The 26,068-nt window shown below is 66.2% G+C and carries 27 protein-coding genes; 14 read left to right on the forward strand and 13 right to left on the reverse strand.

The window, feature by feature from the left end; genetic code table 11:
- Positions 1-45 precede the first annotated feature (45 nt).
- The 4 genes from AC1RHV_RS02255 (at position 46) to AC1RHV_RS02270 (ending at position 4,585) form a co-directional block, all read left to right on the forward strand.
- The gene (locus AC1RHV_RS02255) at positions 46-1,185 is read left to right on the forward strand and encodes an aminotransferase class V-fold PLP-dependent enzyme (RefSeq protein ID WP_492299655.1); all 1,140 of its coding nucleotides are present in this window, start codon (positions 46-48) and stop codon (positions 1,183-1,185) included.
- 37 nt (positions 1,186-1,222) lie between these two features.
- A complete protein-coding gene (locus AC1RHV_RS02260; protein ID WP_192491811.1) occupies positions 1,223-2,518 on the forward strand; it encodes an O-acetylhomoserine aminocarboxypropyltransferase/cysteine synthase family protein in 1,296 nt (431 codons plus the stop codon).
- Positions 2,519-2,521: 3 nt separating this feature from the next.
- Entirely contained in the window at positions 2,522-3,349 is an 828-nt protein-coding gene (locus AC1RHV_RS02265) for an alpha/beta fold hydrolase (protein WP_254593285.1), read from the forward strand.
- Between the two features lie 123 nt (positions 3,350-3,472).
- Positions 3,473-4,585: an acyl-CoA dehydrogenase family protein gene (locus AC1RHV_RS02270; protein ID WP_492299656.1), complete on the forward strand. Its 1,113-nt coding sequence runs from the start codon at positions 3,473-3,475 to the stop codon at positions 4,583-4,585.
- 29 nt (positions 4,586-4,614) lie between these two features.
- On the opposite strand, the gene AC1RHV_RS02275 is transcribed toward AC1RHV_RS02270, so the two are convergent.
- The gene (locus AC1RHV_RS02275) at positions 4,615-5,079 is read right to left on the reverse strand and encodes a surface-adhesin E family protein (RefSeq protein WP_054454705.1); all 465 of its coding nucleotides are present in this window, start codon (positions 5,077-5,079) and stop codon (positions 4,615-4,617) included.
- Between the two features lie 119 nt (positions 5,080-5,198).
- On the reverse strand, positions 5,199-5,888 hold the full coding sequence (locus AC1RHV_RS02280; RefSeq protein WP_054454703.1) for a GntR family transcriptional regulator: 690 nt from the start codon (positions 5,886-5,888) through the stop codon (positions 5,199-5,201).
- A gap of 123 nt (positions 5,889-6,011) precedes the next feature.
- Here AC1RHV_RS02280 and araD point away from each other — a divergent pair, with 123 nt between their 5' ends.
- From araD to AC1RHV_RS02295, 3 genes are read left to right on the forward strand one after another with little or no spacing between them, the layout of a single operon-like run.
- A complete protein-coding gene (gene araD / locus AC1RHV_RS02285) occupies positions 6,012-7,742 on the forward strand; it encodes an L-arabinonate dehydratase (RefSeq protein WP_175160679.1) in 1,731 nt (576 codons plus the stop codon).
- Positions 7,743-7,797: 55 nt separating this feature from the next.
- Positions 7,798-8,508: a ribonuclease activity regulator RraA gene (locus AC1RHV_RS02290; RefSeq protein ID WP_054454693.1), complete on the forward strand. Its 711-nt coding sequence runs from the start codon at positions 7,798-7,800 to the stop codon at positions 8,506-8,508.
- Between the two features lie 58 nt (positions 8,509-8,566).
- Positions 8,567-9,556 (forward strand): Bug family tripartite tricarboxylate transporter substrate binding protein, encoded by a 990-nt coding sequence (locus tag AC1RHV_RS02295; protein WP_492299657.1) that lies wholly within the window; start codon positions 8,567-8,569, stop codon positions 9,554-9,556.
- 65 nt (positions 9,557-9,621) lie between these two features.
- Here the strand turns inward: AC1RHV_RS02295 and AC1RHV_RS02300 are convergent, their stop codons facing one another.
- Together AC1RHV_RS02300 and AC1RHV_RS02305 are read right to left on the reverse strand one after the other, a co-directional pair.
- Entirely contained in the window at positions 9,622-10,587 is a 966-nt protein-coding gene (locus AC1RHV_RS02300) for a Bug family tripartite tricarboxylate transporter substrate binding protein (RefSeq protein WP_054454686.1), read from the reverse strand.
- A 16-nt stretch (positions 10,588-10,603) separates the two neighbouring features.
- Positions 10,604-11,506: a dihydrodipicolinate synthase family protein gene (locus tag AC1RHV_RS02305; protein WP_492299658.1), complete on the reverse strand. Its 903-nt coding sequence runs from the start codon at positions 11,504-11,506 to the stop codon at positions 10,604-10,606.
- 279 nt (positions 11,507-11,785) lie between these two features.
- Here AC1RHV_RS02305 and AC1RHV_RS02310 point away from each other — a divergent pair, with 279 nt between their 5' ends.
- Positions 11,786-12,514, forward strand: a complete 729-nt coding sequence (locus AC1RHV_RS02310) for a GntR family transcriptional regulator (RefSeq protein WP_225596773.1) — start codon at positions 11,786-11,788, stop codon at positions 12,512-12,514.
- Here the strand turns inward: AC1RHV_RS02310 and AC1RHV_RS02315 are convergent.
- The 3 genes from AC1RHV_RS02315 to AC1RHV_RS02325 are packed head-to-tail and all read right to left on the reverse strand — an operon-like array spanning position 12,511 to position 15,701.
- Complete coding sequence (locus AC1RHV_RS02315; RefSeq protein ID WP_492299659.1) at positions 12,511-13,461, reverse strand: PDR/VanB family oxidoreductase; 951 nt, start codon at positions 13,459-13,461, stop codon at positions 12,511-12,513. The genes AC1RHV_RS02310 and AC1RHV_RS02315 overlap by 4 nt on opposite strands.
- Position 13,462: 1 nt before the next feature.
- Positions 13,463-14,527, reverse strand: a complete 1,065-nt coding sequence (locus AC1RHV_RS02320; protein WP_125470383.1) for an aromatic ring-hydroxylating dioxygenase subunit alpha — start codon at positions 14,525-14,527, stop codon at positions 13,463-13,465.
- A 16-nt stretch (positions 14,528-14,543) separates the two neighbouring features.
- Entirely contained in the window at positions 14,544-15,701 is a 1,158-nt protein-coding gene (locus AC1RHV_RS02325) for an ABC transporter substrate-binding protein (protein WP_225590243.1), read from the reverse strand.
- Between the two features lie 107 nt (positions 15,702-15,808).
- Here AC1RHV_RS02325 and AC1RHV_RS02330 point away from each other — a divergent pair, with 107 nt between their 5' ends.
- The gene (locus tag AC1RHV_RS02330; RefSeq protein ID WP_460359913.1) at positions 15,809-16,756 is read left to right on the forward strand and encodes a LysR family transcriptional regulator; all 948 of its coding nucleotides are present in this window, start codon (positions 15,809-15,811) and stop codon (positions 16,754-16,756) included.
- Here the strand turns inward: AC1RHV_RS02330 and AC1RHV_RS02335 are convergent.
- The 6 genes from AC1RHV_RS02335 to AC1RHV_RS02360 all read right to left on the reverse strand — a co-directional run bounded on the left by AC1RHV_RS02335 (position 16,753) and on the right by AC1RHV_RS02360 (position 20,436).
- Entirely contained in the window at positions 16,753-17,469 is a 717-nt protein-coding gene (locus AC1RHV_RS02335; protein ID WP_492299660.1) for an immunity 52 family protein, read from the reverse strand. The genes AC1RHV_RS02330 and AC1RHV_RS02335 overlap by 4 nt on opposite strands.
- 10 nt (positions 17,470-17,479) lie before the next feature.
- On the reverse strand, positions 17,480-18,106 hold the full coding sequence (locus tag AC1RHV_RS02340) for a restriction endonuclease fold toxin 5 domain-containing protein (protein ID WP_166738269.1): 627 nt from the start codon (positions 18,104-18,106) through the stop codon (positions 17,480-17,482).
- Positions 18,107-18,112: 6 nt separating this feature from the next.
- Complete coding sequence (locus tag AC1RHV_RS02345) at positions 18,113-18,469, reverse strand: hypothetical protein (RefSeq protein ID WP_054454673.1); 357 nt, start codon at positions 18,467-18,469, stop codon at positions 18,113-18,115.
- Positions 18,459-18,965, reverse strand: a complete 507-nt coding sequence (locus tag AC1RHV_RS02350; RefSeq protein ID WP_244300406.1) for a DUF4123 domain-containing protein — start codon at positions 18,963-18,965, stop codon at positions 18,459-18,461. The genes AC1RHV_RS02345 and AC1RHV_RS02350 overlap by 11 nt, the downstream gene beginning before the upstream one ends.
- A gap of 4 nt (positions 18,966-18,969) precedes the next feature.
- A complete protein-coding gene (locus AC1RHV_RS02355) occupies positions 18,970-19,353 on the reverse strand; it encodes a PAAR domain-containing protein (RefSeq protein WP_119451176.1) in 384 nt (127 codons plus the stop codon).
- 96 nt (positions 19,354-19,449) lie between these two features.
- Complete coding sequence (locus AC1RHV_RS02360) at positions 19,450-20,436, reverse strand: Bug family tripartite tricarboxylate transporter substrate binding protein (RefSeq protein WP_492299661.1); 987 nt, start codon at positions 20,434-20,436, stop codon at positions 19,450-19,452.
- 194 nt (positions 20,437-20,630) lie between these two features.
- Between AC1RHV_RS02360 and AC1RHV_RS02365 the strand changes: the two genes are divergently transcribed.
- The 5 genes from AC1RHV_RS02365 (at position 20,631) to acdA (ending at position 26,027) form a co-directional block, all read left to right on the forward strand.
- Positions 20,631-21,512: a LysR family transcriptional regulator gene (locus AC1RHV_RS02365; protein ID WP_059379704.1), complete on the forward strand. Its 882-nt coding sequence runs from the start codon at positions 20,631-20,633 to the stop codon at positions 21,510-21,512.
- Between the two features lie 19 nt (positions 21,513-21,531).
- Positions 21,532-22,443, forward strand: coding sequence for a LysR family transcriptional regulator (locus tag AC1RHV_RS02370; protein ID WP_175160773.1), 912 nt, complete (start codon positions 21,532-21,534; stop codon positions 22,441-22,443).
- Between the two features lie 120 nt (positions 22,444-22,563).
- Positions 22,564-23,751: a CaiB/BaiF CoA transferase family protein gene (locus AC1RHV_RS02375; protein WP_192491819.1), complete on the forward strand. Its 1,188-nt coding sequence runs from the start codon at positions 22,564-22,566 to the stop codon at positions 23,749-23,751.
- 57 nt (positions 23,752-23,808) lie between these two features.
- Entirely contained in the window at positions 23,809-24,768 is a 960-nt protein-coding gene (locus tag AC1RHV_RS02380) for a Bug family tripartite tricarboxylate transporter substrate binding protein (protein WP_492299662.1), read from the forward strand.
- A 53-nt stretch (positions 24,769-24,821) separates the two neighbouring features.
- Positions 24,822-26,027: a 3-sulfinopropanoyl-CoA desulfinase gene (gene acdA / locus AC1RHV_RS02385; RefSeq protein ID WP_492299663.1), complete on the forward strand. Its 1,206-nt coding sequence runs from the start codon at positions 24,822-24,824 to the stop codon at positions 26,025-26,027.
- Positions 26,028-26,068 lie beyond the last annotated feature (41 nt).

Genomic DNA, 26,068 nt, shown 5'->3' on the forward strand with positions numbered 1-26,068 from the left:
CCTAGAATCGCTGCATACCAAGTTGAAATGACGGAGCGGTGGCGCATGAGCTGGCAGGACGAATTCAGGCAGTTGTTTCCGATCACGCAAGACCAGGCTTACGCCAACATTGCCTACACCAGCCCGCTGGCGCCCAAGGTGGCCGAGGCGGTCGGCGCATTTTTCCAAGGCATAACCCACGCACGCAGCGACAAGTCCCAGTGGCTGCGGGACGCAGATGCGTTGCGCTTGCGGCTGGCCCGCCTGATCGGCGGCGACGCCAAGCGCCTGGCTTTCACCAAGAACACCACCGAAGGGTTGAACATCGTTGCGCAGGGGCTGGCCTGGCAGGAAGGCGACAACCTGGTGGTGGACGACCAGGAGCATCCCACCAATGCCTTGCCCTGGTTGAACCTGCGGCGCCGTGGCGTCCAGGTGCGCGTGGCGCAGGCGAATTCGCATCGCTACACGGTGGATGACCTTTGGCAGCATGTGGATGCGCGCACGCGGCTGATTGCAGTGTCCTGGGTGCAGTACGGCACCGGCCTGCGCACCGATATCGCCGAACTGGGCCGGCGCTGCGCCGAACGCGGCATCTTTCTGGTCGTCGACGGGATTCAGGGCGCGGGGCTGTTGCGCGTCAACGTGGATGAATGGGGCGTGGATGCCTTTGCTTGCGGCGCGCATAAGGGCATGCTTGGACCGCTGGGCGTGGGCCTGCTGCATGTATCGCCCCGGCTGCTCGAAGCCCTGGATCCGCTGTATATCGGACCTTCCGGCGTCAACACGCTGGATAAATCCGGACTGCAATGGCAGGTGGGCATCGCCGACGCTACTGACGCCCGCAGGCTCGAATCGGGCAACCTGAATTATCCGGGCATCGCGGGCTGGGCCGGCGCGCTGGACCTGATCGAAGGCGCGCGGCCCGAACGTATCGAGCCCTGGGTGCTGGAGCTTTCCGAAGCGCTGAGCACGGGCTTGCGCGGAGTGGGCCTGCAGGTCGTGTCACCGGCCGGTCCGGAATTCCGCAGCACGACGACGGCGCTGCGCGTGCCGGATCCCGCGGCCGCGCTGGCGCATCTGACACAATCCGGGATCGTGGCCAGCATAGTGGAGTATGGTTACGTGCGCTTGTCCGTCGGCGCCTATAACAATCATGCGGACGTGGAACGCATACTGCGCGCAGCGCGGACGCTTCCCGTCTGAGAAGAATCATTGATAAGCAACACTTCAGGAGATACTGATGACCGAAGCGAAGAAGCCCCAGTGGCGGCTTGAAACCGTGGCCGTGCATGGCGGCTACCGCCCCGATCCGACCACGCGCGCCGTGGCCGTGCCCATCTACCAGACCGTGGCCTACGCGTTCGACGACACGCAGCACGGCGCCGACCTGTTCGACCTCAAGGTGCCGGGCAATATCTACACCCGCATCATGAACCCGACCACCGACGTGCTGGAGCAGCGCGTGGCGGCCCTGGAGGGCGGCATCGCCGCGCTGGCGCTGGCCTCGGGCCAGGCCGCGGTGACCTACGCCATCCTGACCATTGCCGAGGCGGGCGACAACATCGTGTCGTCCAGCACGCTGTACGGCGGCACCTACAACTTGTTCGCGCACACGTTGCCGCAATACGGCATCACCACGCGTTTCGCGAATCCTTCCGACCTGGCCGCCTTCGAGGCCCAGATCGACGACCGCACCAAGGCCATCTTCGCGGAATCCGTGGGCAATCCGCTGGGCAACATCACCGACATCGCCGCCTTGGCCGACCTGGCGCACCGCCACGGCCTGCCGCTGATCGTCGACAACACCGTGCCGTCGCCGTACCTGCTGCGTCCCATCGAGCACGGGGCCGACATCGTGGTGCAGTCGCTGACCAAGTACCTGGGCGGCCACGGCACCAGCCTGGGCGGCGCGATCATCGACTCGGGCAAGTTCCCGTGGGCCGAGCACAAAGAGCGCTTCAAGCGCCTGAATACGCCGGACGTCAGCTACCACGGCGTGGTCTACACCGAAGCCTTCGGTCCGGCCGCCTACATCGGCCGCGCCCGCGTGGTGCCGCTGCGCAATACCGGCGCGGCGATCTCGCCCTTCAACTCGTTCCAGATCCTGCAAGGCATCGAGACCCTGGCGCTGCGCGTGGACCGCATCGTCGAGAACACCGTCAAGATCGCCAAGTACCTGCGCGAACATCCGAAGGTCGAGTGGGTCAACTACGCCGGCCTGCCGGACCATCCCGACCACGCGCTGGCGCAGAAGTACCTGGGCGGCAAGGCGCCCGGGCTCTTCACCTTCGGCGTGAGGGGCGGCCGCGAGGCCGGCGCGCGCTTCCAGGACGCACTGCAGCTGTTCACCCGCCTGGTCAATATCGGCGACTCCAAGTCGCTGGCCACGCACCCCGCATCCACCACGCACCGCCAGCTCAATCCCGAAGAGCTGCAGAAAGCCGGCGTGCGCGAGGAAACCGTGCGCCTGTCGATCGGCATCGAGCATATCGACGACCTGCTGGCGGATCTGGATCAGGCGCTGGCGCAGGTGTAAGCCATGACGATGCTTCCCCGCAGAACCTTGTTGAAGCTGGCCGCGGGCTTGCCCGCGCTGGCAGCCGCGGGAGCGGCCGGGGCGGCAGCCCCGGCTGCCCCGGCCGCAAAGGCCCGCAACTACGTCCTGGCCCACGGCTCCTGGCATGGCGGCTGGTGCTGGCGTCCGGTGGCGGACCGCCTGCTGGCGGCCGGCCACCGCGTGTACGCGCCCAGCTACACCGGCATGGGCGACCGCGCCCATCTGCTGAGCAAGAACATCACCATCGACACCTTTGTCGAGGACCTGGTCCAGGTCATCGATACCCAGGAACTGAAGGACGTGATCCTGGTGGGCCATAGCTTCGGCGGCATCCCGATCACGGGTGTGGCCGACCGGATTCCGCAGCGGCTGGCGCATCTGGTGTACTTCGACGCCATCGTGCTGCAAAGCGGCCAGAATGCATTCTCGGTGTATCCGAAGGCGGATGCCGACGCGCGCATCGCCGCAGCCTCGAAGGCCACCGATGGACTGGCCGTGCCGATTCCCGATCCGCTGCCGGCGGCCTGGGGATTCACGCCGGGCAGCGCGGACCATGATTGGGTCAAGCGCCGCCTGACCGCCCATCCGCTGGCCAGCTACACCACGCCGCTGAACCTGAAGCACCCCATCGGCAATGGCGTGGCCCGCACCTACATCCATTGCACCCAGCCCGAGCTGGCCGTGCTGGATGAATCGCGCAAGCTGGTGCAGTCCCAAGCGGGCTGGAACTGGGTCGACATCGCCGCGCCGCACGAAGCCCACATCACGCATCCGGCCTTGCTGGCGGATCTGCTGCTGGGCCTGGCCTGAGCCGGCACGGCCAGGATGGGCGGCTGATACGGTCGCCCGGGCATCGCAGTTTGCGGGCATCATGCGGGATTGCGCCGGGCCGCCAGTGCCCGCGCGTCCGATGCCGACCCGCAGGAGACCTCCATGGCCCGTCCGACCGTCCACGCCGCGCTGCCCGCGGATCTGCAAGCCTGGCTGCGACAGCATGCCGATGCGCTGGACGACGGCAGCATGGATGCGGCGGTAGTGTTGCCGCAACTGGCTGCCGCCGACGTGTTGCGCCATGGCGTGCCCGTGGGGCAGGGCGGCTTGCCAGACACGGATATCGGCGACGCGATCGAAATGATCGCGCAATTGGCGGAGCTTTCCGTTGCCGGGGCCTTCGTGGCCTGGAGCCAGCGAGTCTTCATCGAGTATCTGCTGCGCAGCCCCAACAAGGCTCTTGCGGAAGCCTGGCTGGCGCCGCTGCTGAAGGGTGAGCAGGCCGGTGCGACCGCGCTGTCGAACGCCATGAAGTTCCTGAGCGGCATCGAGTCGCTGCAGATCGCCGCGCGCGAGGCGGACGGCGCGTGGGTGCTGGACGGTCGGATGCCCTGGGTCACCAATCTGCGGCCCCAGGGCTTCCTGGTGGCCGCCGCTGTTGCCGCGCCGGATGGAACGCCGGCGGTGGTCGCGCTGCCGCATGGCATCGCGGGACTTGCCCGCAGCCCGGACCTGCCTTTGTTGGCGCTGCTATCGACCCACACCGCGGCGCTGGACCTGCGCGGCGTGCGCATGGGTCCCGAATGGATCATCCATCCTGATGCGCGCGAGTATCTGCCCCAGGCCCGGCCGGCCTTTGCGGGCATGCAATGCGGCCTGTCCATTGGCCTGGCGCGGGGCGCTTTGCGCGCCGCGCAACAGGCAGGGCAGGGCCAGGACTCGCGCGGCATCCTGGGCCAGCCGCTGCAAGCGCTGGAGACGCAGTTGCACGCGCTGACGGCGGGTTTGATCGATGGGGTGCGCAGCGGGAGCTTCGTCTCGCAGCCCTGGCGGCTGTTCGAGCTCCGCATCGCCTTGGCCGAAGCGGCCCAGCAGGCGGTGCAGCTGGAACTGCAGGCCAGCGGCGGCGCGGCCTATCTGCGGCCGGCTGGCGCAGGCTTTGCGCGGCGCTGGCGGGAAGCGGCATTCCTGCCCATCGTCACGCCCAGCCTGGTGCAATTGAAGACGGAGCTGGCCAAGCGCCAGGCGCGGCTGGCGGCCGAAGCGGGTGGATAGCGGCGCGGCGAGGCCGCGACGGCCGGGTCTTATCGCCGTATGCCTTTGCCATTGACCGGGCAGACAATCTCGCGCAGCTTGCGCTGCACGGGGTCTTGCGCGATTGGCGCATTGCGGATGCCGGGCGGAGGCAGGGACTCGACGATGGGGCCGGTGGCGTTCTCGCCCGCATGGTGCACGACCTGGCTGACGGTATAGGTGCCGGCGGTGCAGTTCATGGTGACCGGCTGGATCACGGAGCGGTAGGGTTGCCCGTTGGCGGCGGAAATCTTGGGCTGGGCGTAGAACCAGGCTACGTTCACGGCCATCACGGCCGGGCGCTCCGATACCACCTTGATCGACGCGCTGTCGTAGAACACGCCAGGCATGGCTTGGGGGTCCAACGGCAGCCAGGCTGCTGCGGCGGACGGCATGTCGCCGGGCGGCGCGGCCTGCGCGGGGTGGACCCAGGCGGTCACGGCCAGGGCGATCAGGAATGCGTGCCTTGCGGTCATTGGTGTTTTCCGGTGGTGGCGCGGCGCGCCGGCGCCAGGCTTGTGGCCATGGCGTGTACCTGATCATACCGGGCAGGGCGCGTGCGCGCGGAGCGAATACGTCCGAGGGGCGGCGGGGCCTAAGCCGTCAACACATATTCCGGATAGCGCCTGCAGATCTCGGCTACTTGGCTGAGGGTGCCCGAAAGGTGTTCCCGCAGCACCTGCTGGGCGCGCTGCGGGTTCTGCGCGACGATGGCGTCCAGCAGGCGCTGGTGGTCGTCCAGGATGCGCTCGGCCTTGCCGGCCTCGGGCAGGTGCAGGCGGCGCAAGCGGTCCAGGTGGCCGCTGTAGCGTTGCGCCAGTTCCCACAGCCGGGTCACGCCGGCGGCTTCGTGCATGTCGCGGTGGAAGGCCTGGTCGGCGTCGATGAAGCGCTGGTACTGGCTGCTGGCGTGGCTGGCGCGCTGCAGGTCGATGCTGGCCTGCAGGCGCTGGAAGAGCTGCGGATCCGGGCGCTGCGCCAGCATCTGCACGATCTCGAGCTCCAGCGAGCGGCGCAGGAAATGCGCCTCGCGGGCGGCGTCCACATCGATGCGGCTGACCACCGTGGTGTGCTGCGGATAGATCTCGACCAGCGCTTCCTCGGCCAGCCGCATCAGCGCGTCGCGGATCGGGGTCTGGCTCAGGCCGTAGGTTTCCGCCAGCGTGATGCGCGACAGGGGCGTGCCCGGAGCCAGTTCCAGGGACACGATCTGTTCGCGTAGATGTTCGAAGACCTGGGGCGCGGCGTGGCGCGAACGGTCCAGTCTGAGCTTGGTGCTTTGCATCGGGTCGCGTGCGGAGTTGGGCCTGAAGAGTAACGGAGTTTAGCGGGTTTTTACCTAGCTGACGCACTAATGTATTAGTGTTTAAATGGCCCGGTCAACATTGCGAAAGACCGCCTCACCCCTATGAAACGCTCCTACGAAAGCCTGCGCAGCGCCGCCTGGATGGCCCGGGACGACCTGCGTTCCTTCGGCCACCGCTCCCGCATGATGCAGATGGGCTATGGCCCCGACGACTGGGCGGGCCGCCCGGTCATCGCCATCATCAACACCTGGTCGGACCTTAATCCCTGCCACAGCCACTTCAAGCAGCGCGTCGAGGACGTCAAGCGCGGCGTGTTCCAGGCGGGCGGGTTTCCGGTGGAGCTGCCCGCGATTTCGGTATCGGAATCCTTCGTCAAGCCGACCACCATGCTGTACCGCAACTTCCTGGCCATGGAGACCGAAGAGCTGCTGCGCAGCCATCCGGTCGACGGCGCGGTGCTCATGGGCGGCTGCGACAAGACCACGCCGGGTCTCATCATGGGCGCGGTCAGCGCCGGGCTGCCTTGCGTCTACGTGCCCGCCGGCCCCATGCTGCGCGGCAACTGGAAGGGCAAGATCCTCGGGTCCGGGTCGGATGCCTGGAAGCTCTGGGACGAGCGCCGCGCCGGCAAGATCACGCAGGAGCAATGGACCGAGGTCGAGGGCGGCATTGCCCGCAGCTACGGCACCTGCATGACCATGGGCACGGCCAGCACCATGACCGCCATCGCCGAAGCCATAGGCATGACGCTTCCGGGCGCCTCCTCGATCCCGGCGGCGGACGTCAACCATATGCGCATGTCGGCCGAATGCGGCCGGCGCGTGGTGGAGATGGTCTGGGAGGACCTGACGCCGCAGCGCATCCTGAGCCTGGCCTCCTTCAAGAACGCCATCAACGTGGCGATGGCCATGGGCTGCTCCACCAATGCCATCGTGCACCTGGTGGCCATGTCGCGCCGCGCCGGTTGCGCCGTGGGCCTGGACGACTTCGACGCCGCCAGCCGCAAGGTCCCGGTGATCGCCAACATCCGGCCCAGCGGTGACACCTATCTGATGGAAGACTTCTTCTACGCGGGCGGGCTGCCGGCGCTGATGTCGCGGCTGCAGGATCATCTGGATCCGTCCGCCATGACAGTCACCGGCAAGACCCTGGGCGAGAACATCGCCGGCGCCGAGGTCTACAACGACGACGTGATCCGCCCGCTGGACCAGGCCATCTACGACGAAGGCGCGCTGGCCGTGCTGCGCGGCAATATCGCGCCGGACGGCTGCGTCATCAAGCCCAGCGCCTGCGCGCCGCAGTACCTGCGCCACACCGGGCCGGCCCTGGTGTTCGACGACTACCCCAGCATGAAGGCCGCGGTGGACGACGAGAACCTGGACGTCACGGCCGACCACATCATGATCCTGCGCAATGCCGGCCCCCAGGGCGGTCCCGGCATGCCGGAGTGGGGCATGCTGCCCATTCCGACCAAGCTGGTGAAGCAGGGCGTGCGCGACATGCTGCGCCTGTCCGACGCCCGCATGAGCGGCACCAGCTACGGCGCCTGCATCCTGCACGTGGCGCCGGAAAGCTATATCGGGGGCCCGCTGGCCCTGGTGAAGACGGGCGACCTGATCACCGTCGACGTGCCCGCGCGCAGCATCCACCTGAACGTCAGCGACGAAGAACTGGCCGCGCGCCGCGCCGCCTGGACGCCGCCGCCCCGGCGCTACGAGCGCGGCTACGGCTGGATGTACTCGAAGCACATCCTGCAAGCCAACGACGGCTGCGATTTCGATTTCCTGGAAACCGCTTTCGGCGCGCCCGTGCCCGAACCCGAGATCTTTTAAAGCGTCATCCGCGCCCATCCCACCGTCTTCAGAATACGGAGCCATCGTGTCCCAAATGAATCCCGAAACCCGCGCCCGCCTGGCCGGCGTCAGCACCGCCACCCTGTGCACGGCCTTGTTCAAGCGCGGCCTGCGCAACCAGTTCATCCAGGACGTGCGTCCACTGAACGCCACGCTGCCCAATATGGTCGGCCCGGCGTTCACCCTGCGCTACATCCCCGCGCGCGAGGACCTGAACACCATCAAGGTGTTCGAGGACCGCGCCCATCCGCAGCGCGTTGCAGTCGAGACCTGCCCTGAAGGCGCGGTGCTGGTCATGGACAGCCGCAAGGACGCGCGCGCGGCTTCCGCCGGTTCCATCCTGGTGACGCGGCTGATGAAGCGCGGCGTGGCTGGCGTGGTGACGGACGGCGGCTTTCGCGATTCGCCCGAGATTGCCGAACTGGGCTTTGCCGCCTATCACCAGCGGCCTTCGGCGCCCACCAACCTGACCCTGCACCAGGCCTTGGATATCAACGCACCCATCGGCTGCGGCGACGTGGCGGTGTGGCCGGGCGACATCGTCGTGGGCGACCGCGAGGGCGTGGTGGTGATCCCCGCCCACCTGGCCGACGAGATCGCCATCGAGGCCGTGGAGATGACGGCCTTCGAGGACTTCGTGACCAGCGAGGTGCAGCTGGGCGCATCCATCCTGGGGTTGTATCCGCCCACGGATCCCGGCACCAAGGACAAGTTCGCCGCATGGCGCAAGCAACAGGGCCGCTGAGCCTTGCCGCCGGCTCAGCCGGCAACCCCATAAGCCAAACAAGAGGCAGGAGACAACCATGAACACGCAACGACGCGGCGCGCTGGCCGCGCTGCTGGCCGCCGCCATGCTGGGCACGTGGGCGGCGCCCGCGCAGGCCGCCGACTGGCCCGCGCAGAAGCCGATTTCCTATGTGGTGCCGTTCACCGTGGGCGGCTCGACCGACGTGGTGGGCCGGGTGCTGGCCCAGAAGCTGGGCGACCGCCTGCATCAGAGCGTCATCGTCGAGAACAAGCCCGGCGCCGCGGGCGGCATCGGCGCGACCTATGTGGCCAAGGCGCCGCCGGATGGCTACACCCTGTTCGGCGGCACCATCAGTACGCACGCCATCAACGCCAGCCTGTACAAAAACCTGAAGTACGACCCGGTCAAGGATTTCGAGCCGGTTTCGCTGATCGCCTACCTGCCCAACGTATTGCTGGTGGATCCGAACCTGGGCGTGAATTCCGTGGCCGACCTGATCGCGCTCCTGAAACGCGATCCTTCCAAGCGCACCTTCGCGTCCTCGGGCGCCGGCACCTCCACGCACCTGGCGGGTGAACTGTTCTCCAGCATGATAGGGGTGCCGCTCACGCACGTGCCGTACAAGGGCACGCCGCCCGCCATGGTCGACGTGTCCTCGGGCGCGGTGACCTTCATGTTCGACCAGATGACGGCGGCGTTGCCCCTGCTGCAGACCGGCAAGCTCAAGCTCCTGGCCGTGACCACCAAGGACCGCATCGCCTTGGCGCCGGAGGTGCCGACCATGCAGGAGGCCGGCGTGCCGGGCTTCCAGATGGCGTCCTGGCAGGCGGTGTACGCGCCCAAGGGCACGCCCAAGCCCATTCTCGACAAGCTGTCGCAGGAAATCGCGGTGATCCTGAAAGAGCCGGACGTGCAGGAGAAGCTGGGCAAGACCATGGGCATGGAACTGGTCGGCAGCACGCCCGAACAGCTGCGCGACCTGATGGCGACGGAGATCCCGCGCTGGGCGGAAGTGGTGAAGAAGTCGGGCGCGACGGTCGAGTAAGCGGATCTGGCAAGGGGGGGGACGGCATATCGGCGCCGTCCCCGCCGCCGCTCAGGATGTCACGATCAGGGCTTCAAGTTCAGCTTCGGCACCAGCGCCTTGAACGCCTCTTCCTGGCGCGCCACGTCGGCCGTGAATTGCGGCTGGTCGGCATAGGAGGGCGTCAGGTTCTGCTTGCGCATCAGCGCCTGGAAGTCCTGCGATTGCGCGACTTGGCGGGCCGCGGCGCGCCATTTTTCAACCGCGTCCGCGGGCGTGGCCTTGGGCAGGCCGATGCCGCGCCAGACGCTGAATTGCAGGTCCGCGCCTTTTTCCTTCATGGTCGGGACGGAGGGCAGGTTGTCCAGGCGCTTGGGCGCCATGACCGCCAGGGTGCGCAGCTTGCCGGTTTCCACGTGCTGCTGCAGTTCGGCGTAGGCAACCGTGGTGGCCTGCACGTCGCCCGCCAGGAGACCCATGATGGCCGGGGCCGAGCCCTGGTAGGGCACGTGCACGAACTTCACGCCAGCCTGTTCGCCCAGCGCCGCCGCCGCCATGTGCGGCACCGTGCCGATTCCGGCGTTGGACACGGCGACGCGTTCGGGATTCTTCTTGGCGTCCGCCAGGAATTCCTCCACCGTCTTCCAGGGCGCATCGGCGCGTACCGTGACCGACGAGGGATCGTCGGTGAAGCGGGCGATGGGCTGGAAGTCGCCGACCGTGGTCTTGCCTATGCCCATCAGGGGCACCACCAGCATTTCAGGCGTCATCAGCACCAGCCGGTAGCCGTCGGGCTGCGCGTTGGCCACGTAGGCCCAGCCGATGGAGCCGCTGGCGCCCGGCTTGTTGATCACCACCGTGGGCTGCGCCAGCATGGGCGGGCGCACCGCCTCGGCGATGGCGCGCGCGGTGTTGTCGCTGCCGCCGCCGGGCTGGTAGGCGACCACCAGTTCCATCGAGCGGGCGGGGTAGTCCGCGGCGTGCGCGGCGGACAGGACGGAAACTGCGGACAGGGCGCTGAAGGCCAGCGCGGACAGGCGGTATGGGCGCATGGTGGCGGCTCCGGTATCAGTAGCCCAGGGCGGAAAGATCCGCGAGCGTCTGTTTGGTGATGGCGATAGTGCGTTCGCGTTCGGTCCCGGCCAGGTCCAGGCGCGGCGGCTTGACGGTCTCGGCGCTGCCGGTGATCAGGTGCTCGGCCAGCTTGATGTGCTGCACCAGCTTGACCACCGTGTCCAGGTGGAACAGCGGCGTCAACGCGGCGTAAAGCTTGCGGGCCCGCACGAAATCGCCCTCGACGGCCAGTTTCAGCAGGTCGACCGAGGCGCGGGGCACGGCGTTGGCCATACCCGACACCCAGGCCGTCACGCCCAGCGCGGCGCTTTCCAGGATCAGGTCATCCACGCCGCAGACCACGGCAAGACGGTCGCCGAAGCGCGTGATCAGGTCGGTCACGCGGGTGGTGTCGTAGGACTCTTCCTTGATGGCGACGATGGTCGGCTCTTCCAGCAATTCGGCCACCAGGTCCGGCGTCAGGTCCACGCCGTAGCCGCGCGGATTGTTGTAGAGCAGGATGGGCAGGGCGCTGGCGCGCGCCACCTCGCGATAGAAGGCCACGGTCTCGCGGCCGTCGGACTTGTAGGTCAGGCCGGGGAACACCATCAGGCCATTCACGCCGATGCGCTCGGCTTCCTGCGCGAAGGCCGCGGCGCGGGCGGTGCCGGTTTCCGCCACGCCGGAAATCACCGGCACACGGCCGCGCACGGTGTCGACGGCGGTGCGCAGCACCTGCAGTTTTTCTTCGGGCGAGAGCTGGGCGTTTTCGCCCACCATGCCCATCATCACGACGCCGCCCACGCCGTTCTCGATCAGCCGTTCCAGTCCCTGGCGGATGGCCTCCAGATCCAGCGAAAAATCGGGTTTCAGCTTGGTGGTGACGGCGGGAAATACGCCTTGCCATTGAATGCTCATGCTGCGGCTCCTGATGCGTGATCCATCCGGTGCAATCCGGTTGGATAGTGGTTATTGGATATTGGATCCAAAAATATGGGGCTTAAAAAAACGAGGCTCGGGCCTCGGTCCGTCGCCCTTGGGGGCGCCGGCTTGAACTGGATCATGGATCCAATATACTCACATTAAAAGGGCTGCGGGTAGCGGCTGTCTCTCGGGGTTTTCCTGGGCATGGCGGCCCTGTTTTCCGCCCAGTCCTGCCGTGCCGCCCCCGCCGCACGGTGCAACCAGGCAGGTTTCATGTCCCAGAATTCGCCGCTTTCCGCTTCCAATCCGTCCCGTTCCCAGACCGCCAGCCCCGGCCGCCTCGTGCGCAAGACCGCCGTCGAACTGGTGGTCGACGAACTGCGCGACCGCATCCTGTCCGGCGCGATTCCCCCCGGTTCCGCGCTGCGCCAGGAACTGTTCGCCGAGGAACTGGGGGTGAGCCGCCTGCCTGTGCGCGAGGCCATCCGCCAGCTCAGCGCCGAAGGACTGATCGACATGATCCCGCATCGCGGCGCCTACGTTTCCATGCTGTCGCGCGCCGAGGTGCAGGAGTTCTTCGACATCCGCCTGCGGCTGGAGCCGTGGCTGTTGCGCCTGGCAGTGCAGCAGCATCAGACGCAGGATCTGGATCTGGCGAGCCAGGTGGTGGCGCAGATGGACACGGCCGAGCCTGAGCAATGGGGCCGCCTGAACTGGCAACTGCATGAACTGCTGTACCGCTCGGCGCAACGTCCCGCCGCGCTGGCCATGGTGCGCGCGCTGCATGAAAAATCCGAACGCTATTTCCGCTTCCAGATCGTCAACGCGCCGATCCGCCAGCAAGCCCACGACGAGCACAGCGAACTGATCGCGCTCGCCCGGCAGGGGCGGGCCGAAGACGCCGAGGCCGCGCTGGAGCGGCACATCGGCGAAGCCGCCGAGCAGATACTCGCCATCGTCGACCATCTGCTGGATGCGTCGGCGCTGCAGGAACCTGCCTAGACGTCCAGCTCCAGCGTGCCGCAGCCGCGCGATACGCAGACCATCATGCTGCGGTTGGCGGCGCGTTCCTCGTCGCTGAGCACGTAGTCGCGGTGGTCGACCTTGCCGGACAGCACGCCGGCTTCGCAGCTGCGGCACAGGCCTTCCCGGCAGGAGTACGGCCAGGCGACGCCGGCCGCTTCCAGCACATCCAGCACCGACTTGTCCGCGGGCACTTCGTGGCAGCCGCCGCTGCGCGCGAGCCGCACGGCAAAGCTTGAACCGGGCTCGGCCGCAGCAGGCGCGCTGGCGGAAAAGCGCTCGAAATGCACGCGCGCCGCGGCGATTCCGCCGCGTTCGCAGGCCGTGGCCACGGCATCCATCAACGGCCCGGGGCCGCAGCAATAGACATGCAAGCCTGGTTCCCCCAGCGCGCCCAGATAGGCGTCGAGGTCGCAGCGCGCGCCGCCTTGTTCGCTGTCGACATGCAGCGTCACTCGTTCGCCGTGCAAGGCCAGTTCAGACAGGTAGGCTGCCGCGTCGCGGTCGCGCACGCAGTACAGCAGCCGCCAGGGCTCGCCGCGCCTGACGCTTGCATGGATCATGCTGAGGATGGGCGTGATGCCTATGCCGCCCGCGATGAAGACATGGCCGGCGGCCTGCGCATGCAGCCCGAACAATTGCCTGGGCTCGCCGATATCCACCAGGTCGCCCTCGCGCAGCTGTTCATGGATGTAGCGCGAACCGCCGCGCGTCGCGGCCGCCAGGCCGATGCCCAGCCGGTACACGCCCAGTTCCGCCGGGTCGCCGCAAAGGGAATACTGCCTGACCAGGCCATTGCCCAACGCCACATCCACATGCGCGCCGGCCTCGAAGGCCGGCAGCATGGCGCCGTCAGGACTGCACAGCGTCAGGCCGAGCACGCCGCGCGCCTCGCGCACGATGCGGCTGATGACTAGCCGGCGCATTTCAGGCCACCGCCTGCGCCGGGCGCACGCCGGACGCGCCGGCTGCCTGCTGCTCTTCTTCGATGCGGCGCGCCACCACCCAGCGGAACTGGGACAGCGCGGCGTCGATGGACAGCGGCACCATCTTGAAGTCGGGCGCCAGGGACAGCGAGCGCTGCTGCGCGGTGATGATGTCGCGGTCTTCGTCGAAGGCATCCACCACGCTCTGGTGGATGGAGGCAGTGACCTCGGGCCGGTCGATCGAGAAGTTGTGTGGATGCGCGAAGAAGTAGTGCGTCGAGGTTTCGGTTTCGGGCGTCAGGGCCTGGCAGCCGCGGAATTCGATCGCGCCGGCGCGGTTTCCTTCTTGTGCGCCGTCTCCGGCCGGGGCCATGCCCGAGTCCATCAGCAGAATGCCGGGCAGGGTGAAGTTGTAGATGTTCCAGCGGTCCACCAGGCCTGGCCATTCGCGGACTTTCTTGGCAAAGGCCGGCGCTTCGGTATTGAGCGTCCAGCGCGTGATGCGCACGCCGTCGGGCAGCCGGTCGACCTTGGGCGAGACCGAGGCATAGTCCTCGCTGCCGCCCAGCGTGGTCGGGTGTACGAAGGGCAGGTGGGAGAAGTCCAGCAGGTTGTCTGCGATCAGCAGATAGTTGACGTCATAGTGGATATAGCCGTCCAGGCTGCGCCAATCGGGATGATCCAGCCATTGGGTGTCGGGGATGAGGGCCGGATCCGCGCGTTCCGGATCGCCCATCCAGATCCAGATCCAGCGGTGCCGCTCCACCACGGGAAAGGTCCGCACCCGGGCCTGAGGCGGAATGCGCGCCTGCGCCGGGGCCTCGACACAGGCGCCGCTGGGATCGAACTTCAGGCCGTGGTACATGCAGCGCACGCAGTCGCCTTCGCGCCGTCCCACTGACAAGGGCGCGCCGCGATGGCAGCAGCGGTCTTCCAGCGCCACCAGCCGGCCGGCGCCGTCGCGGTACATCAGCACGGGCACGCCGGTGATGGTACGAGAGAACAGGCCGTCGGCGCTGACTTCCTGGTCCCAGGCGGCGACGTACCAGGTGTTTTTGATGAACATGGATGAGCTCCTTGGTTTACTTGACGTAGCGCCAGGCGCCGTCCTTGATCTGCACCATGACAGCGGCGCGTTCGTCATAGCCCACGTGGTCGGAGGGCGACATGGTGGACACGCCTTGCGAAGTCACGGCGTCGCGGGTGGCTTCCAGCGCGTCGCGCAGGCCCGCCCTGAATTCCGGCGTGCCCGGCCTGGCCTTGGGCAAGGTGGTCTTCAGCGCCTGTTGCAGCACGATCCCGGCATCCCAGGCGTTGGCCGCGAACACCGACATGGAATCCTTGCCGTGGGCGGCTTCGTAGCGCTGCGTCAGGTCCATGGCGACCGCGCGTATCGGGTTGGCCTGGTCCAGCTGGCTGGCGACCACGACCGGGCCCACGGCGAACAAGGCGCCCTCGGCGTCCTTGCCGGCGATGCGCAGGAACTCGCGGTTGGCGATGCCGTAGGTCTGGTAGATGCGGCCGGCATAGCCGCGCTCGCGCAGGGACTTCTGCGGCAGCGCCCCGGGCGTGCCGGACGCCGCCACGATGACCGCGTCCGGCCTGGCGGCCAGCAGCTTCAGGGTCTGCGCCGTGACGCTGGTGTCCGTTTTCACGTAGCGCTCGGTGGCAACCAGCTTGATGCCGGCGCGCTGCGCCTGCGCGGAAACTTCGGCCAACCAGCTGTCGCCGTAGGCGTCCGCAAAGCCGATGTAGCCCAGCGTCTTCACGCCGGCGGCCTGCATGTGCGCGACGGTGCTGGCGACCATCAGGTTTTCGTTCTGCACCACCTTGAACACCCAGTGGCGCTGCGCGTCCATCGGCTCGACCAGCTTGGCCCCGGCCGCCAGGCTCATCAGCGGCACTTTCTTCTCCTGGGCGATAGGCAGCAGGGTCAGGGTGGCGGGGGTGACGGACGTACCCAGCACCACGTCCACGTTATGCTCGTCGACCAGCCTGCGGAAGGCGCGGGCGGCGCCGGTGGCGTCCGAGGCATCGTCCAGCACGATGTAGCGCACCGCCTCGCCCGCGATCTCGCGCGGCAGCAGGTCTATCGCGTTCTTGGCCGGGCCACCCAGCGATGCGGCCGGGCCGGTGAGCGACAGGATGACGCCGACGCCGACATCGGCCGAGGCGGCGTTACAGGACAGCAGGGCGCACGAAACCAGCACCGCGCGCACGGGGTGTAGAAGGGGCTTCAAGATGTTGTCTCCTTGTGGAAACGCCGGTCTGCGCGGCGTTTGACAAGACGATAGATAGCGGCGGAATATGCGTCAATGTCATGAGTATGATTCTGGAAATGCACGCTATGCATAACGAGAAACTGGACCTCAACCTGCTCGCCGTCTTCGACAGCCTGCTGCGCGAGCGCAGCGTGACCCGCGCCGGCGAGCAGCTCGGCCTGTCGCAAAGCGCCATGAGCCACGCCGTGAACCGCTTGCGCGCGTTCTTCGACGATCCGCTGTTCGTGAAGACCGGCCAGGGCATGCAGCCCACGCCCAAGTCCGAGAGCCTGGCGCCCACCATCCTGGCGCTGATGGCGACCATACGCGGCCAGGTGCTGTCGCAAGCGCAGTTCGATCCGGCCTCGGCGATGCGCGTGTTCACCCTGTGCATGACGGACATGGGCGAACTGGTGTTCCTGCCGCCGCTGATCAAGCGCTTGCGCGAACTGGCGCCGCATTGCACCCTGCGCACGCGCCAGGTGCCGCTGCAGCAGGTCGAGCCGCTGCTGGCGTCCGGCGAGGTGGATCTGGTGCTGGGATCGCTGCGGGCTGCGCCCCAGGGCCTGTTTCAGCAGCAGCTCTTCATGCACCGCTTCGTGACGCTGGTGAGCGTGAAGAACCAGGAGGTGGGCGACGAGCTGACCCTGGAACAATTCCAGCGCATGCCGCAGATCGTGGTGACCTTGGCCGGACGCTCGTCTGAAGCCTATGACAGCGCACTGGAGGAGCAGGGCGTCAAGCGCAACATTTTCCTGTCCACGCCGCACTTCCTGGTGGTGCCGCTATTGCTGGACCAGCACCCGGATCTCATCGCCACGGTGCCGCAGGAGTTGGGCAATGTGTTCGGCGGCTACGGCGTGGTCAAGGTGCTGGAGCCGCCGCTGCCGCTGCCGTCCTTCGCGCTGCGCCAGCATTGGCATCCGCGCTTTCACCAGGATCCGGCGATCATCTGGCTGCGGGAGTTGGTGAAGGACACGTTCGATGGATATCCGTGGGACGGGGCGAGGCTCAAGCGGGGTGGGCGCGACTAGAGATCCGCATAGCGCGGCAGCAGGTCCTGGTCCACCAGGCGCATCTCGATGCGGTTCGCCAATTCGACGTGGCTGGCGTTGTCCAGCGAAAACACTTCGTTCGCGACGCTGACGATGATGGTGCCGGTTTGCTTCTTTCCGGCAGCGGGAACGGGAATCAGAGCCTGGGCTTCCGGGACTTGCTCGGGAGTGATCACTTGGGGAAGGTAAAGCATCCAGCCGACGCCGGGTTTGTCGTCGAAAACCTGCTTTTCGTCGTAATAGCGTGGCGAGACGGCTATGTACTGCGCGACGAAGAGCTGGGCGATCGCGGCGACGATGTCCTTCACCGAGGCGGCGCCGCCAAAGCGGTCGTCGCGTCGCTTATGGTAAGAGACGGTCAGAGTGCACGGCCTGCCCCTGTCGTTGCCCTGCAGTTCAAGAACTACGCTGTTGCGCTGTTCTTCAGCGCCATTCCAAATAGAGATGGCAGTATATGACCGGTCAAGCCGATATTCGTTGTTCAACACGGCAAGAAACGCATTCGAGGGTTCGTCGCCCTCGAATGCAGGATACAACCTGGCTTCGTCAATTGACTCACCCTGCGAGAACCACTCCGTCAATCCGTCGGATTTGTCAGCCAGCAGCTTCGTGATCGCGTGCAGTCGACGAAGCATTTCGGGAAAATCGCCGGACTGATGTTTCGGGTCTTCAAATTGGCATGTGATAAGCATGTCTTTCTCGTCAGGGAACAACTACGGATTCTGCACCCAGGCTATTCAGCAACTGCCGCAGCAGCGCCTGCGTTCTAGGCGTTTGAAAATACCATCTCAATCTTGTTGGAGGGTTGATGCGAACCGCGCCTGCCTGGCGGCTGGCTTGTAAGCGCATGGTCTTGAAGCCGCCAAACCAACCTGCTTGCTCGCCGTCCTCATCGATGAAACTGTCGTAGTTTCCTTTGGTCTCCTGCAGCAGGCATTCCGTCGACACAAAGCCGTCGAAATCGATGTCGAACCCGCCGCCGTGAGCGCCTCCCTGCCAGTTCCATTCATCGCTCCACAAACAATACTCCGTGTCGTAGTCGAATCCGGTAATCCTGGCCTGGTATGCGTAGGCGTTCCAATTTGCCCCATGCCTGCGTCTGACTTTCATCCCCAGGTCCGGCGGGCATTTCTTGCACGGTTCTTCGGTCCTGGGCAAGGCGCGGTCGGTGGGTTTGGCTTCACTGTCTTCCCGAGGCGTATCGCCTGGTAAAGTGGTCACGCCTCCCAGCACGGCACCTGCCGCGGCGCTTGCTGCCGCCCGGGCGAGCGCTGCCGCTATGGCTTCCGCTACCCATCCCGCGATTGGTATTGCCAGAGGTCCGGGCATTCTTCCTTACTCCCTTTGCTCTTGTTGAAGCCGTTGGCGCGATTGCCATTTCATCACTTGCATGTAGTCATGGAATCGTTGATCGGCGGGGCGTCCGGGCTTACGGATCCAGGCAAGAAACCCGGGTTGTTCATAGAATCCAGGAACCAGCGCCTCGGTCCGGAGGAAGTCGACAAGATTCGCATCGTCGTCTATCCCCAAGGCCCGCGCCCGTGCAAGGGCCGTGGCTAGTCTTTCGCTCAAGCCTGCCTCGGCCAGCCCTGGGTAGTCGCGCAGGATGTCTTGCTCGACCCCGTGCAAAAAGCCCTTGGCGTCGATTGCACATAGACCTGCAACCTGTTGTGGAGTGAATTCAAGCACCATGGACGGAATGGATCCTGATGAGTTTGCCGTTGCGCTCCACAAGCCAGTCCTGGAAGGGGGCAAAGAACGCGGCCCGTTGCTCGGCGGTCAGCAGCGCTGCAATGTCGTCCGCAAGTCTTGCGTCGTAATAGCGCAGCAATGCAGTTGTCCCGTTGGGCATGCGCACGTCCAATCGCGCCCGCAGCGCTTCGGCCAGATCGTCCATTGCGTAGCCGCTGACGATCCAGGTGCATCCAAGCTCGCTTTCCGCCAGGCGTTGCAGCGCAGGGATGTGCGCGCTTCGATCGGCGGAGCAATCCAGCAGCCATGGGCCGGCATGAGCCAGCGCTTCATCAGGCGTGCCGTCGAACAGCGCCACGCAAGATGAGGAGCGGAATAAGGGCTGTGTAGCCGACACTTGTGCGTGCAGCAGCGCGTCAACCAGACCGTAAAGCCGCAAGGGAAAATTTGTTTGCTGCAGACGGGCCGCGAAGTGTTCCTCTGCCTGTATCGTCACCGTCCTACCCTCGCGCCACGGTGGTTGCGGCATTGCGGGCAGCGGCCTCCAGGCACTCCTGGCACAGCGTGTCGCTCTGCGCGGTTGCCATTGGAGCGGGATCGGACAATCCTTGGGCCATACCGATGCGCGCCACCATCTGTGACGCTATCAGTACGGCGCCGCAGGCGGTGCGCATCCCCTCCACGGCGGTGTCCTGGCCCATGAATGCATGATTGCGTCCCGGATCCGCCAGGATGGGAAAGGCGCCCTTGCATTTCGGGCATGTGACTTTATGCCCCACCAAGGCGATCTCGCGTCCAAGAAGCATCGAGGTGGGGTGGCCCTCGGCTACGGTCCCGCCGTGCGAAGTCCGATCTCCCTTTCTGATGATGGAACGTTCAGACATGCAGCCTCCGTCTTGGTCGAAGCCGAATTTAGCATTGTTCGACGGAGGGGCGCGTTGACGAGGATCACATGCGGGCAGACGGAGGTTGCGCAGTCTTCAATTGATCTTGATATTGCGTTCCTTCACCAGCGTCTTCCACTGCGCGGTCTCGCGCGCCAGGTGGTCGCGCAGTTCGTCCGGCGTGCCGCCAATGGGCTCGGCGCCGATGGAGTCCAGCGTGGCGCGCACCTTGGCGTCGTTCAATGCGGCGCGCATGGCGGCGTTCAGTTTCGCGACCACGTCGGGCGGCGTGCCGGCGGGGGCGAAGGCCGCGAACCAGGGCATCAGTTCATAGCCGGGCAGGCCGCTTTCGGCCACGGTAGGCACGTCGGGCAGGGCGGCCGAACGCTTGCTGGTCGTTACCGCCAGCGCGCGCAGCTTGCCGGCTTCGATGTGCGGCTTGGCGGAGGTGATGCTGTCGAACATGTAATCCACCTGTCCGCCCAGCAGGTCGGCGACGGCAGGGCCGCTGCCCTTGTAGGGCACGTGCAGCATGTCCACCTGGGCCATGGACAGGAACAGCTCGCCCGCCAGATGGATGGACGTGCCCACGCCGGCCGAGGCGTATGTGTAATGGTTGGGTTGCGCCTTGGCCTTGGCGATCACGTCCTGCACGCTGGTGGCGCCGGTGCGTGCGGGATTGGTGACCAGCACGTTGGGCACCACGGCCAGCAGCGAGATCGGGGCGAAGTCCTTGACCGGGTCGTAGTTCAGGTCCGTGTACAGCGCCGGGTTGACGGCCATGCCGTTGGCGACGATCAGGATGGTGTAGCCGTCCGGCTTGGCGCGGGCCACGCTGGCCGCGCCGATGTTGCCGCCCGCGCCTGCGCGGTTTTCCACGATGAAGGTGGTGTTGAGCTGCTTGCCCATGGATTCGCCCAGGGTGCGCGCGATGCTGTCCATCGCGCCGCCGGGCGGGAAGGGCACGATCCATTTGACCGGGTGATCCGGGTAGGTTTGCGCCAGGGCGGCGGACGAGCCCCCCAGCAGCGCCAGGCCCACACAGGCCCGGGCGAGTCGTTGGAATGCAGAGCGCAAGCGCATGATGGTCTCCGTATTGCTGGAATTATTGTGTCGCTGCGCGCCGGCGGTCCGCAGATCACGGGAAGATGTTCCCGCGATTCATACTTTCCATGATCAGGTTCGTGCGATAGCTCAGTATGGCTTGCGTTTTCCCTGCGAGTCCAAGACTATATGGGTTCCGATTAATACCTTTATGGTATGTATAAGACCACGCGATGCAATTGAGGCAACTGCGTTATTTCCAGGCCGTGGCAGAGGAAGGCAGCTTCACCCGCGCGGCAGCGCGGCTGCACATGGCCCAGCCCCCGCTCAGCCGCCAGATCCGTCTGTTCGAGGAAGAACTCGGCGTGCAGCTGTTCGAGCGCACCACGCGCGCGCTGCGCCTGACGGAAGCGGGCCGCTTCCTGCTGGAACAATCGCGCCTGCTGACTGCGCGCCTGGAAGAAGTGCTGGAAGGCACGCGGCGGCTGGGGCAGACCCAGCGGCGCTGGTTCGGCATAGGCTTCGTGCCGTCCTCTCTTTACGGTTTCGTGCCGGAGCTGATCCGGCAGCTGCGCAACGCGGACCCGCAGGTCGAAGTGGGGCTCACGGAAATGACCACCTTGCCGCAGCTGGAGGCGCTCAAGGCCGGCCGCATCGACCTGGGCATCGGCCGCATCCTGTTCGACGATCCCGCCATCGAGCGACGGGTGCTGATGACCGAAGCGCTGATGGCTGCGGTGCCGCTGGGCCATCCCATTGCGCGGCTGCGGCGGGTATCCGTCGAACGCCTGGCGCGCGAACCCTTCGTGCTGTATCCGGCGCGGCCAAGGCCGAATTTCTCCGACCATGTGCTGGGCCTGTTCCGCGCGGCGGGGCACGCGCCGCAGGTGGTGCAGGAAGCCAACGAACTGCAGACCGCCATTGGCCTGGTGGCGGCGGGGCTGGGCGTGACGGTGGTACCGGCGTCGGTGCAGCGCTTGCAGCGGCAGGACGTGGCGCATGTGGCGATAGACGCCGATACTTTTGTGTCGCCCGTGATCGTCAGCTATCGCAAGGACGACACGTCGGCGTTCCTGGCGCGGGCATTAGGGCTGGCGCAGGCGCTGGCCGGTTAGCACCTGAGGAAACATGACCATGCCGGATCAGGCCGCCAAATCCCTCTCCCTCAGGCAATTGGAACTGCTGCTGGCGCTGGCCTCCGCCGACAGCATCGCGGGCGCCGGCGCCCGGCTGGGGATGACGCCCTCGGCCACCAGCCACGCCCTGCGCACGCTGGAGGCCACGCTGGGAGCGCCCTTGCTCGACCGCAATGCATCGGGGGTGCATCTCACCTATGCGGGACAGCAGATTCTGCCGCATGTCAGGGACGTGTTCGCGTCCCTGCAGATCGTGCGCGCGACGGCGAACGCCAGCGCGGGCCTGCGCTCGGGCCTGCTGAATCTGGGTTCGCTGGGGGCGAGCTCCTCCTTGAACATCCTGCCGCAGCTGCTTGAGATGTTCAAAGCCCGCTATCCGGGCGTCGACGTGTTCGTTACCGAGAAGCCGGACCCGGAATTGGAGCGCGCGCTGGTCGAACGCCGCATCGAGATCGGCGTGGTGGCCTTGCCCAAGCCGGATTTCGACACGCTGCCGCTCGTTACCGATGAGCTGATGGTGGTGCTTCCGGCTGGCCACCCGCTGGCCGAGCGCAAGACCATCGCGGTGAAGGACCTGATCGACTATCCGCTGATCATGACGCGCGCCGGTTCGCAGCCTGTCATTACGCGCATGTTCGAGCGAGCCGGCGCCAAGCCGCACATCGCGCACGACCTCTCGCAGATCATGTCCATCCTGGAGTTCGTCAGGCGCGGGCAGGGCATCTCCGTGCTGGCGTCGCTGGTGCTGCCGCAGGCTTACGACGGGCTGGTCTACCGCAAGATCAGTCCCGCCTCCAAGCGCAGGATCGGCTTGGCCTGCCTCAATGAACGCAAGCTGTCGCCAGCTGCGCACGCCTTCTGGGCCATGGTCAGGGAGGCCGCGCCCAAGCTGAAGTTTCCGGTCAAGTAAAGCCGCGCGTCAGCCGTCCTGCTTGGCGCGAAGGCTGCCCTTCATATTGAAAAAAAACTCAATTGAAGGTGAAGATTGCGAATTTTAGACTGCATCGATCGACTCTGATGGAGAAGGCGTATGCAGTCAGTGGAAGCTTCCGCGCTCAGCGGCGTGCGTGTCGTGGACCTCTCTCGCATCCTGGCGGGCCCGAGCGCGACTCAGCTGCTGGGCGACCTGGGCGCGGACGTGGTCAAGGTGGAAAAGCCGGAGGAAGGCGATGACACCCGGAAATGGGGGCCGCCCTACATCAATGACCAGGACGGCCGCGCGACCGCCGAAAGCGCCTACTACCTGAGCGCCAACCGCAACAAGCGGTCGATCGCGCTGGATATCGCCACCGAGGCCGGCCGGGACGCGCTGCATCAGTTGCTGGACCATGCCGACGTGCTGGTCGAGAACTACAAGGTCGGCGGCCTGGCCAAGCATGGGCTGGATTATGAACAGCTCAAGAGCAGATACCCGCGCCTGGTCTATTGCTCCATCACCGGATTCGGGCAGACGGGTCCGTACGCCAAGCGCGCGGGCTACGACTTTTTGATCCAGGGCATGGGCGGCATCATGAGCCTTACCGGCGAGCCGCAGGGCACGCCCATGAAGGTGGGCGTGGGCATCGCCGACGTCATGACCGGCATGTATGCCGCCGTCGGCATCCTGGCTGCGCTGCGCCACCGCGACCTGACCGGTCAGGGGCAGCACATCGACATCTCGCTGCTGGACAGCCAGATCGCCTGGCTGGTAAACGCTGGAACCAACTACCTGGCACAGCAGGAGCTGCCCGCGCGCCTGGGCAACGGCCACCCGAACATCGTGCCTTACCAGGTATTCGACGCGGCGGACGGTCCCATGATTCTTGCCGTCGGCAACGATGCGCAGTTCCGGCGTTTCTGCGAGGTTGCAGGCCTGGCCGGGCTGGCGGACGACGAGCGCTACGCCTCCAATGCGGCCCGCGTCGCCCACCGCGCCGAACTTTGCCAACGGGTACAGGACGCTCTGGCCTTGCGCTCCAGGAAAACCTGGCTGGAACAGCTGGAAGCCGTGGGCGTGCCTTGCGGCCCCGTCAACGATTTGCGCGATGTGTTCAGCGACCCGCACGTCCAGGCCCGCGGCGCGCAGTTGCGCATGCCCTGCGCGTGGGCGCAAGGCGGCGAGCTCAACCTGTTGGCGAACCCGCTCAAGCTCTCCGCCACGCCGGTGTCGTATCGCAGGCCGCCGCCGCGCCTGAACGAGCATGCGCAGCAGATCCTGCGCGATTGGACGGCGGGCTGACATCACACACCTTAGACAACACCGCTGCGACGACGGCGGATACAAGAGGAGAGAGGCATGGATAGGAGACAGTTGTTGGCGCTGGCCGCATTGACACCGTTGAGCCGCGCATTCGCGCAGGGCAAGTACCCGTCGCAGAGCATCAGGCTGGTCGCGCCCTATGCACCGGGCGGAACCGTGGACATCCTGTCGCGGCAGCTGGCCGAGCCGATGCGCGCCAGCCTGGCCCAGTCGGTCATCGTGGAAAACCGCGGCGGCGCCGGCGGCACGCTGGGCGCTGACGCCGTGGCCAAGGCCCGACCCGACGGCTACGCAATCCTGTTCGGGGCGGTGCATCACGCGATCGCCCAGTCCGTGTATCCGAAGCTGGGATACGACATCCGCGAGATGACGGCGGTGGGCTTTCTGGGGCGCGTCAACCATGCGCTGATCGTCAACAAGGATCTGCCCGCGCAGAATGTGCAGGAGCTGGTGGCGCTGCTGAAGGCCAACCCGGACAAGTACAGCTATGCCACGCCGGGCGCGGGTACCATGCAGCACCTGATGGCCGAATACTTCAAGAACGTCACGGGCACCCAGATGATGCACGTGCCATATCGCGGTTCCGCGCCGGCGATCGTGGACATCATTGCCGGGAACGTCCACATGATGTTCGAAACCATGCCTTCGGCCATCCAGCACATCCGGGCGGGCAGCGTGCGCGCCATCGCGGTGACGTCGAAGGTCCGTTCACCCAGCTTGCCCGAGGTGCCCACGGCGGCGGAGAGCGGCGCGGCCAATTACGACGCGACCAGCTGGTATGGCATCTATGCGCCGCCGTCCACGCCCGCAGACGTGGTGCGCGTGCTCAATGCGGCGGTCAACGCGGCATTCGCCGACCCGGCTTTCGTGCAGCGGTGGATCGCACTGGGCGCGGATGCGGGCGGCGGCACGCCGCAGGAACTGGCCGCGCTCACGCGCAGCGAAGTCGAACGCTGGGCCGAGGTGGCGCGGCGCGCGGATATCAAGGTGGGTTGATGCCGGCGGGCCAAATGGCCCGGCCGGAGTTTTGCACGTAGCAAGGATGAACCATGACTGAACTTTCCCAAGAGCAATTGGCGCTGCAGCAGCGCGCGCGCGAACTGGCGCAGACCGTATTCAAACCGACAGCCGCAGCCACCGACCAATCCGAGCAGTATCCCTGGGACAACGTCCGTCAACTGCGCGAAAACGGCTTCATGGGCATGACGATCCCGCGCGAGTACGGTGGGCGGGGCCTAAGCTATCTGGATACAGTCCTGGTCGTGGAGGAAATGGCCAAGGCTTGCGCCACCATGGGGCGCATCACCGTCGAAGCCAACATGGGCGCGATCGGCGCCATCATGCAGTACGGCACCCATGAACAGAAGGCGCTGGCCGCCGAGTGTGTATTGGCTGGCGACAAGCCCGCCATCTGCATCTCGGAACCCCAGGCCGGCAGCGCGGCCAGCGAAATGGGCACTTGCGCAGTCCGTCAGGGCGACGATTACCTCATCAACGGCGAGAAATACTGGATCACCGGGGGCGGGGTGTCTCGCCTGCACCTGATCTTTGCGCGCGTGTTCGACGACGGCGCGGATCTGGGCATAGGCGCCTTCATCCACGTGCGCGAACCGGACGCCGCGGACGATGGCCTGGAGATCGCCAAGCGTTCCTACGCCATGGGCGTGCGGGGTATACCCGAGACCTACATCGCGTTCCGGGATCTCAAGGTGCACAAGTCCATGCTGGTGGTTCCGCCGGAGGGCTTGAAGCGCGGCTTTGCCGGGCTGATGCAAGCCTACAACGCCCAGCGCGTGGGCGCGGGCACCGTGGCGTTGGGCATCGCGCAGGGCGCCTTTGAAGAAGCCGTCGACTACGTCAAGCAGCGCCAGCAGTTCGGCCGGCCGATAGCGGAGTTCCAGGGCTTGCAGTGGATGGTCGCCGACATGGCCATCCAGTTGAATGCGGCGCGGCACATGCTGCATGCGGCCGCAAGCAGCGGCACGGCGCGGACCTTTGGCTTTCCGGACCTGTCGCTGGCCGCGCAGGCCAAGATCTACGCGGCCGAAACGGCGCAGCGCGTGACCAACGACGCCTTGCAGCTGCATGGATCGTCCGGCTATGGACGCGACCTGCCGATGGAACGCCATGTGCGCGATGCGCGCATGTTCACCATCGCGGGCGGCACCGCGCAGATCCTGCGCACCCAGGTCGCTTCCGCCGTGCTTGGGATGAAGCTGCCGCAGACGCGGGATGGGTATATCCGCGGGAAGTGATGCTTGACGACGAATTCCGCTGCGCGTAGCATCTTTTGAAC

The sequence above is a fragment of the Achromobacter sp. GW823-FHT04E03 genome, from assembly GCF_058796095.1.

Bases quoted from the DNA above. Each gene is read 5' to 3' on its own strand.
- AC1RHV_RS02265 (WP_254593285.1), top strand. From the start codon at position 2,522: ATGACGATGCTTCCCCGCAGAACCTTGTTGAAGCTGGCCGCGGGCTTG.
- AC1RHV_RS02300 (WP_054454686.1), bottom strand. From the start codon at position 10,587: ATGCGCCCATACCGCCTGTCCGCGCTGGCCTTCAGCGCCCTGTCCGCA.
- AC1RHV_RS02315 (WP_492299659.1), bottom strand. From the start codon at position 13,461: ATGCGCCGGCTAGTCATCAGCCGCATCGTGCGCGAGGCGCGCGGCGTG.
- AC1RHV_RS02290 (WP_054454693.1), top strand. From the start codon at position 7,798: ATGAATCCCGAAACCCGCGCCCGCCTGGCCGGCGTCAGCACCGCCACC.
- AC1RHV_RS02295 (WP_492299657.1), top strand. From the start codon at position 8,567: ATGAACACGCAACGACGCGGCGCGCTGGCCGCGCTGCTGGCCGCCGCC.
- AC1RHV_RS02330 (WP_460359913.1), top strand. From the start codon at position 15,809: ATGCATAACGAGAAACTGGACCTCAACCTGCTCGCCGTCTTCGACAGC.
- AC1RHV_RS02305 (WP_492299658.1), bottom strand. From the start codon at position 11,506: ATGAGCATTCAATGGCAAGGCGTATTTCCCGCCGTCACCACCAAGCTG.
- AC1RHV_RS02345 (WP_054454673.1), bottom strand. From the start codon at position 18,469: ATGGTGCTTGAATTCACTCCACAACAGGTTGCAGGTCTATGTGCAATC.
- AC1RHV_RS02335 (WP_492299660.1), bottom strand. From the start codon at position 17,469: ATGCTTATCACATGCCAATTTGAAGACCCGAAACATCAGTCCGGCGAT.
- AC1RHV_RS02280 (WP_054454703.1), bottom strand. From the start codon at position 5,888: ATGCAAAGCACCAAGCTCAGACTGGACCGTTCGCGCCACGCCGCGCCC.
- AC1RHV_RS02310 (WP_225596773.1), top strand. From the start codon at position 11,786: ATGTCCCAGAATTCGCCGCTTTCCGCTTCCAATCCGTCCCGTTCCCAG.
- AC1RHV_RS02360 (WP_492299661.1), bottom strand. From the start codon at position 20,436: ATGCGCTTGCGCTCTGCATTCCAACGACTCGCCCGGGCCTGTGTGGGC.
- AC1RHV_RS02260 (WP_192491811.1), top strand. From the start codon at position 1,223: ATGACCGAAGCGAAGAAGCCCCAGTGGCGGCTTGAAACCGTGGCCGTG.
- AC1RHV_RS02275 (WP_054454705.1), bottom strand. From the start codon at position 5,079: ATGACCGCAAGGCACGCATTCCTGATCGCCCTGGCCGTGACCGCCTGG.
- araD (WP_175160679.1), top strand. From the start codon at position 6,012: ATGAAACGCTCCTACGAAAGCCTGCGCAGCGCCGCCTGGATGGCCCGG.
- AC1RHV_RS02365 (WP_059379704.1), top strand. From the start codon at position 20,631: ATGCAATTGAGGCAACTGCGTTATTTCCAGGCCGTGGCAGAGGAAGGC.
- AC1RHV_RS02380 (WP_492299662.1), top strand. From the start codon at position 23,809: ATGGATAGGAGACAGTTGTTGGCGCTGGCCGCATTGACACCGTTGAGC.
- AC1RHV_RS02375 (WP_192491819.1), top strand. From the start codon at position 22,564: ATGCAGTCAGTGGAAGCTTCCGCGCTCAGCGGCGTGCGTGTCGTGGAC.
- acdA (WP_492299663.1), top strand. From the start codon at position 24,822: ATGACTGAACTTTCCCAAGAGCAATTGGCGCTGCAGCAGCGCGCGCGC.
- AC1RHV_RS02370 (WP_175160773.1), top strand. From the start codon at position 21,532: ATGCCGGATCAGGCCGCCAAATCCCTCTCCCTCAGGCAATTGGAACTG.
- AC1RHV_RS02270 (WP_492299656.1), top strand. From the start codon at position 3,473: ATGGCCCGTCCGACCGTCCACGCCGCGCTGCCCGCGGATCTGCAAGCC.
- AC1RHV_RS02340 (WP_166738269.1), bottom strand. From the start codon at position 18,106: ATGCCCGGACCTCTGGCAATACCAATCGCGGGATGGGTAGCGGAAGCC.
- AC1RHV_RS02320 (WP_125470383.1), bottom strand. From the start codon at position 14,527: ATGTTCATCAAAAACACCTGGTACGTCGCCGCCTGGGACCAGGAAGTC.
- AC1RHV_RS02255 (WP_492299655.1), top strand. From the start codon at position 46: ATGAGCTGGCAGGACGAATTCAGGCAGTTGTTTCCGATCACGCAAGAC.
- AC1RHV_RS02355 (WP_119451176.1), bottom strand. From the start codon at position 19,353: ATGTCTGAACGTTCCATCATCAGAAAGGGAGATCGGACTTCGCACGGC.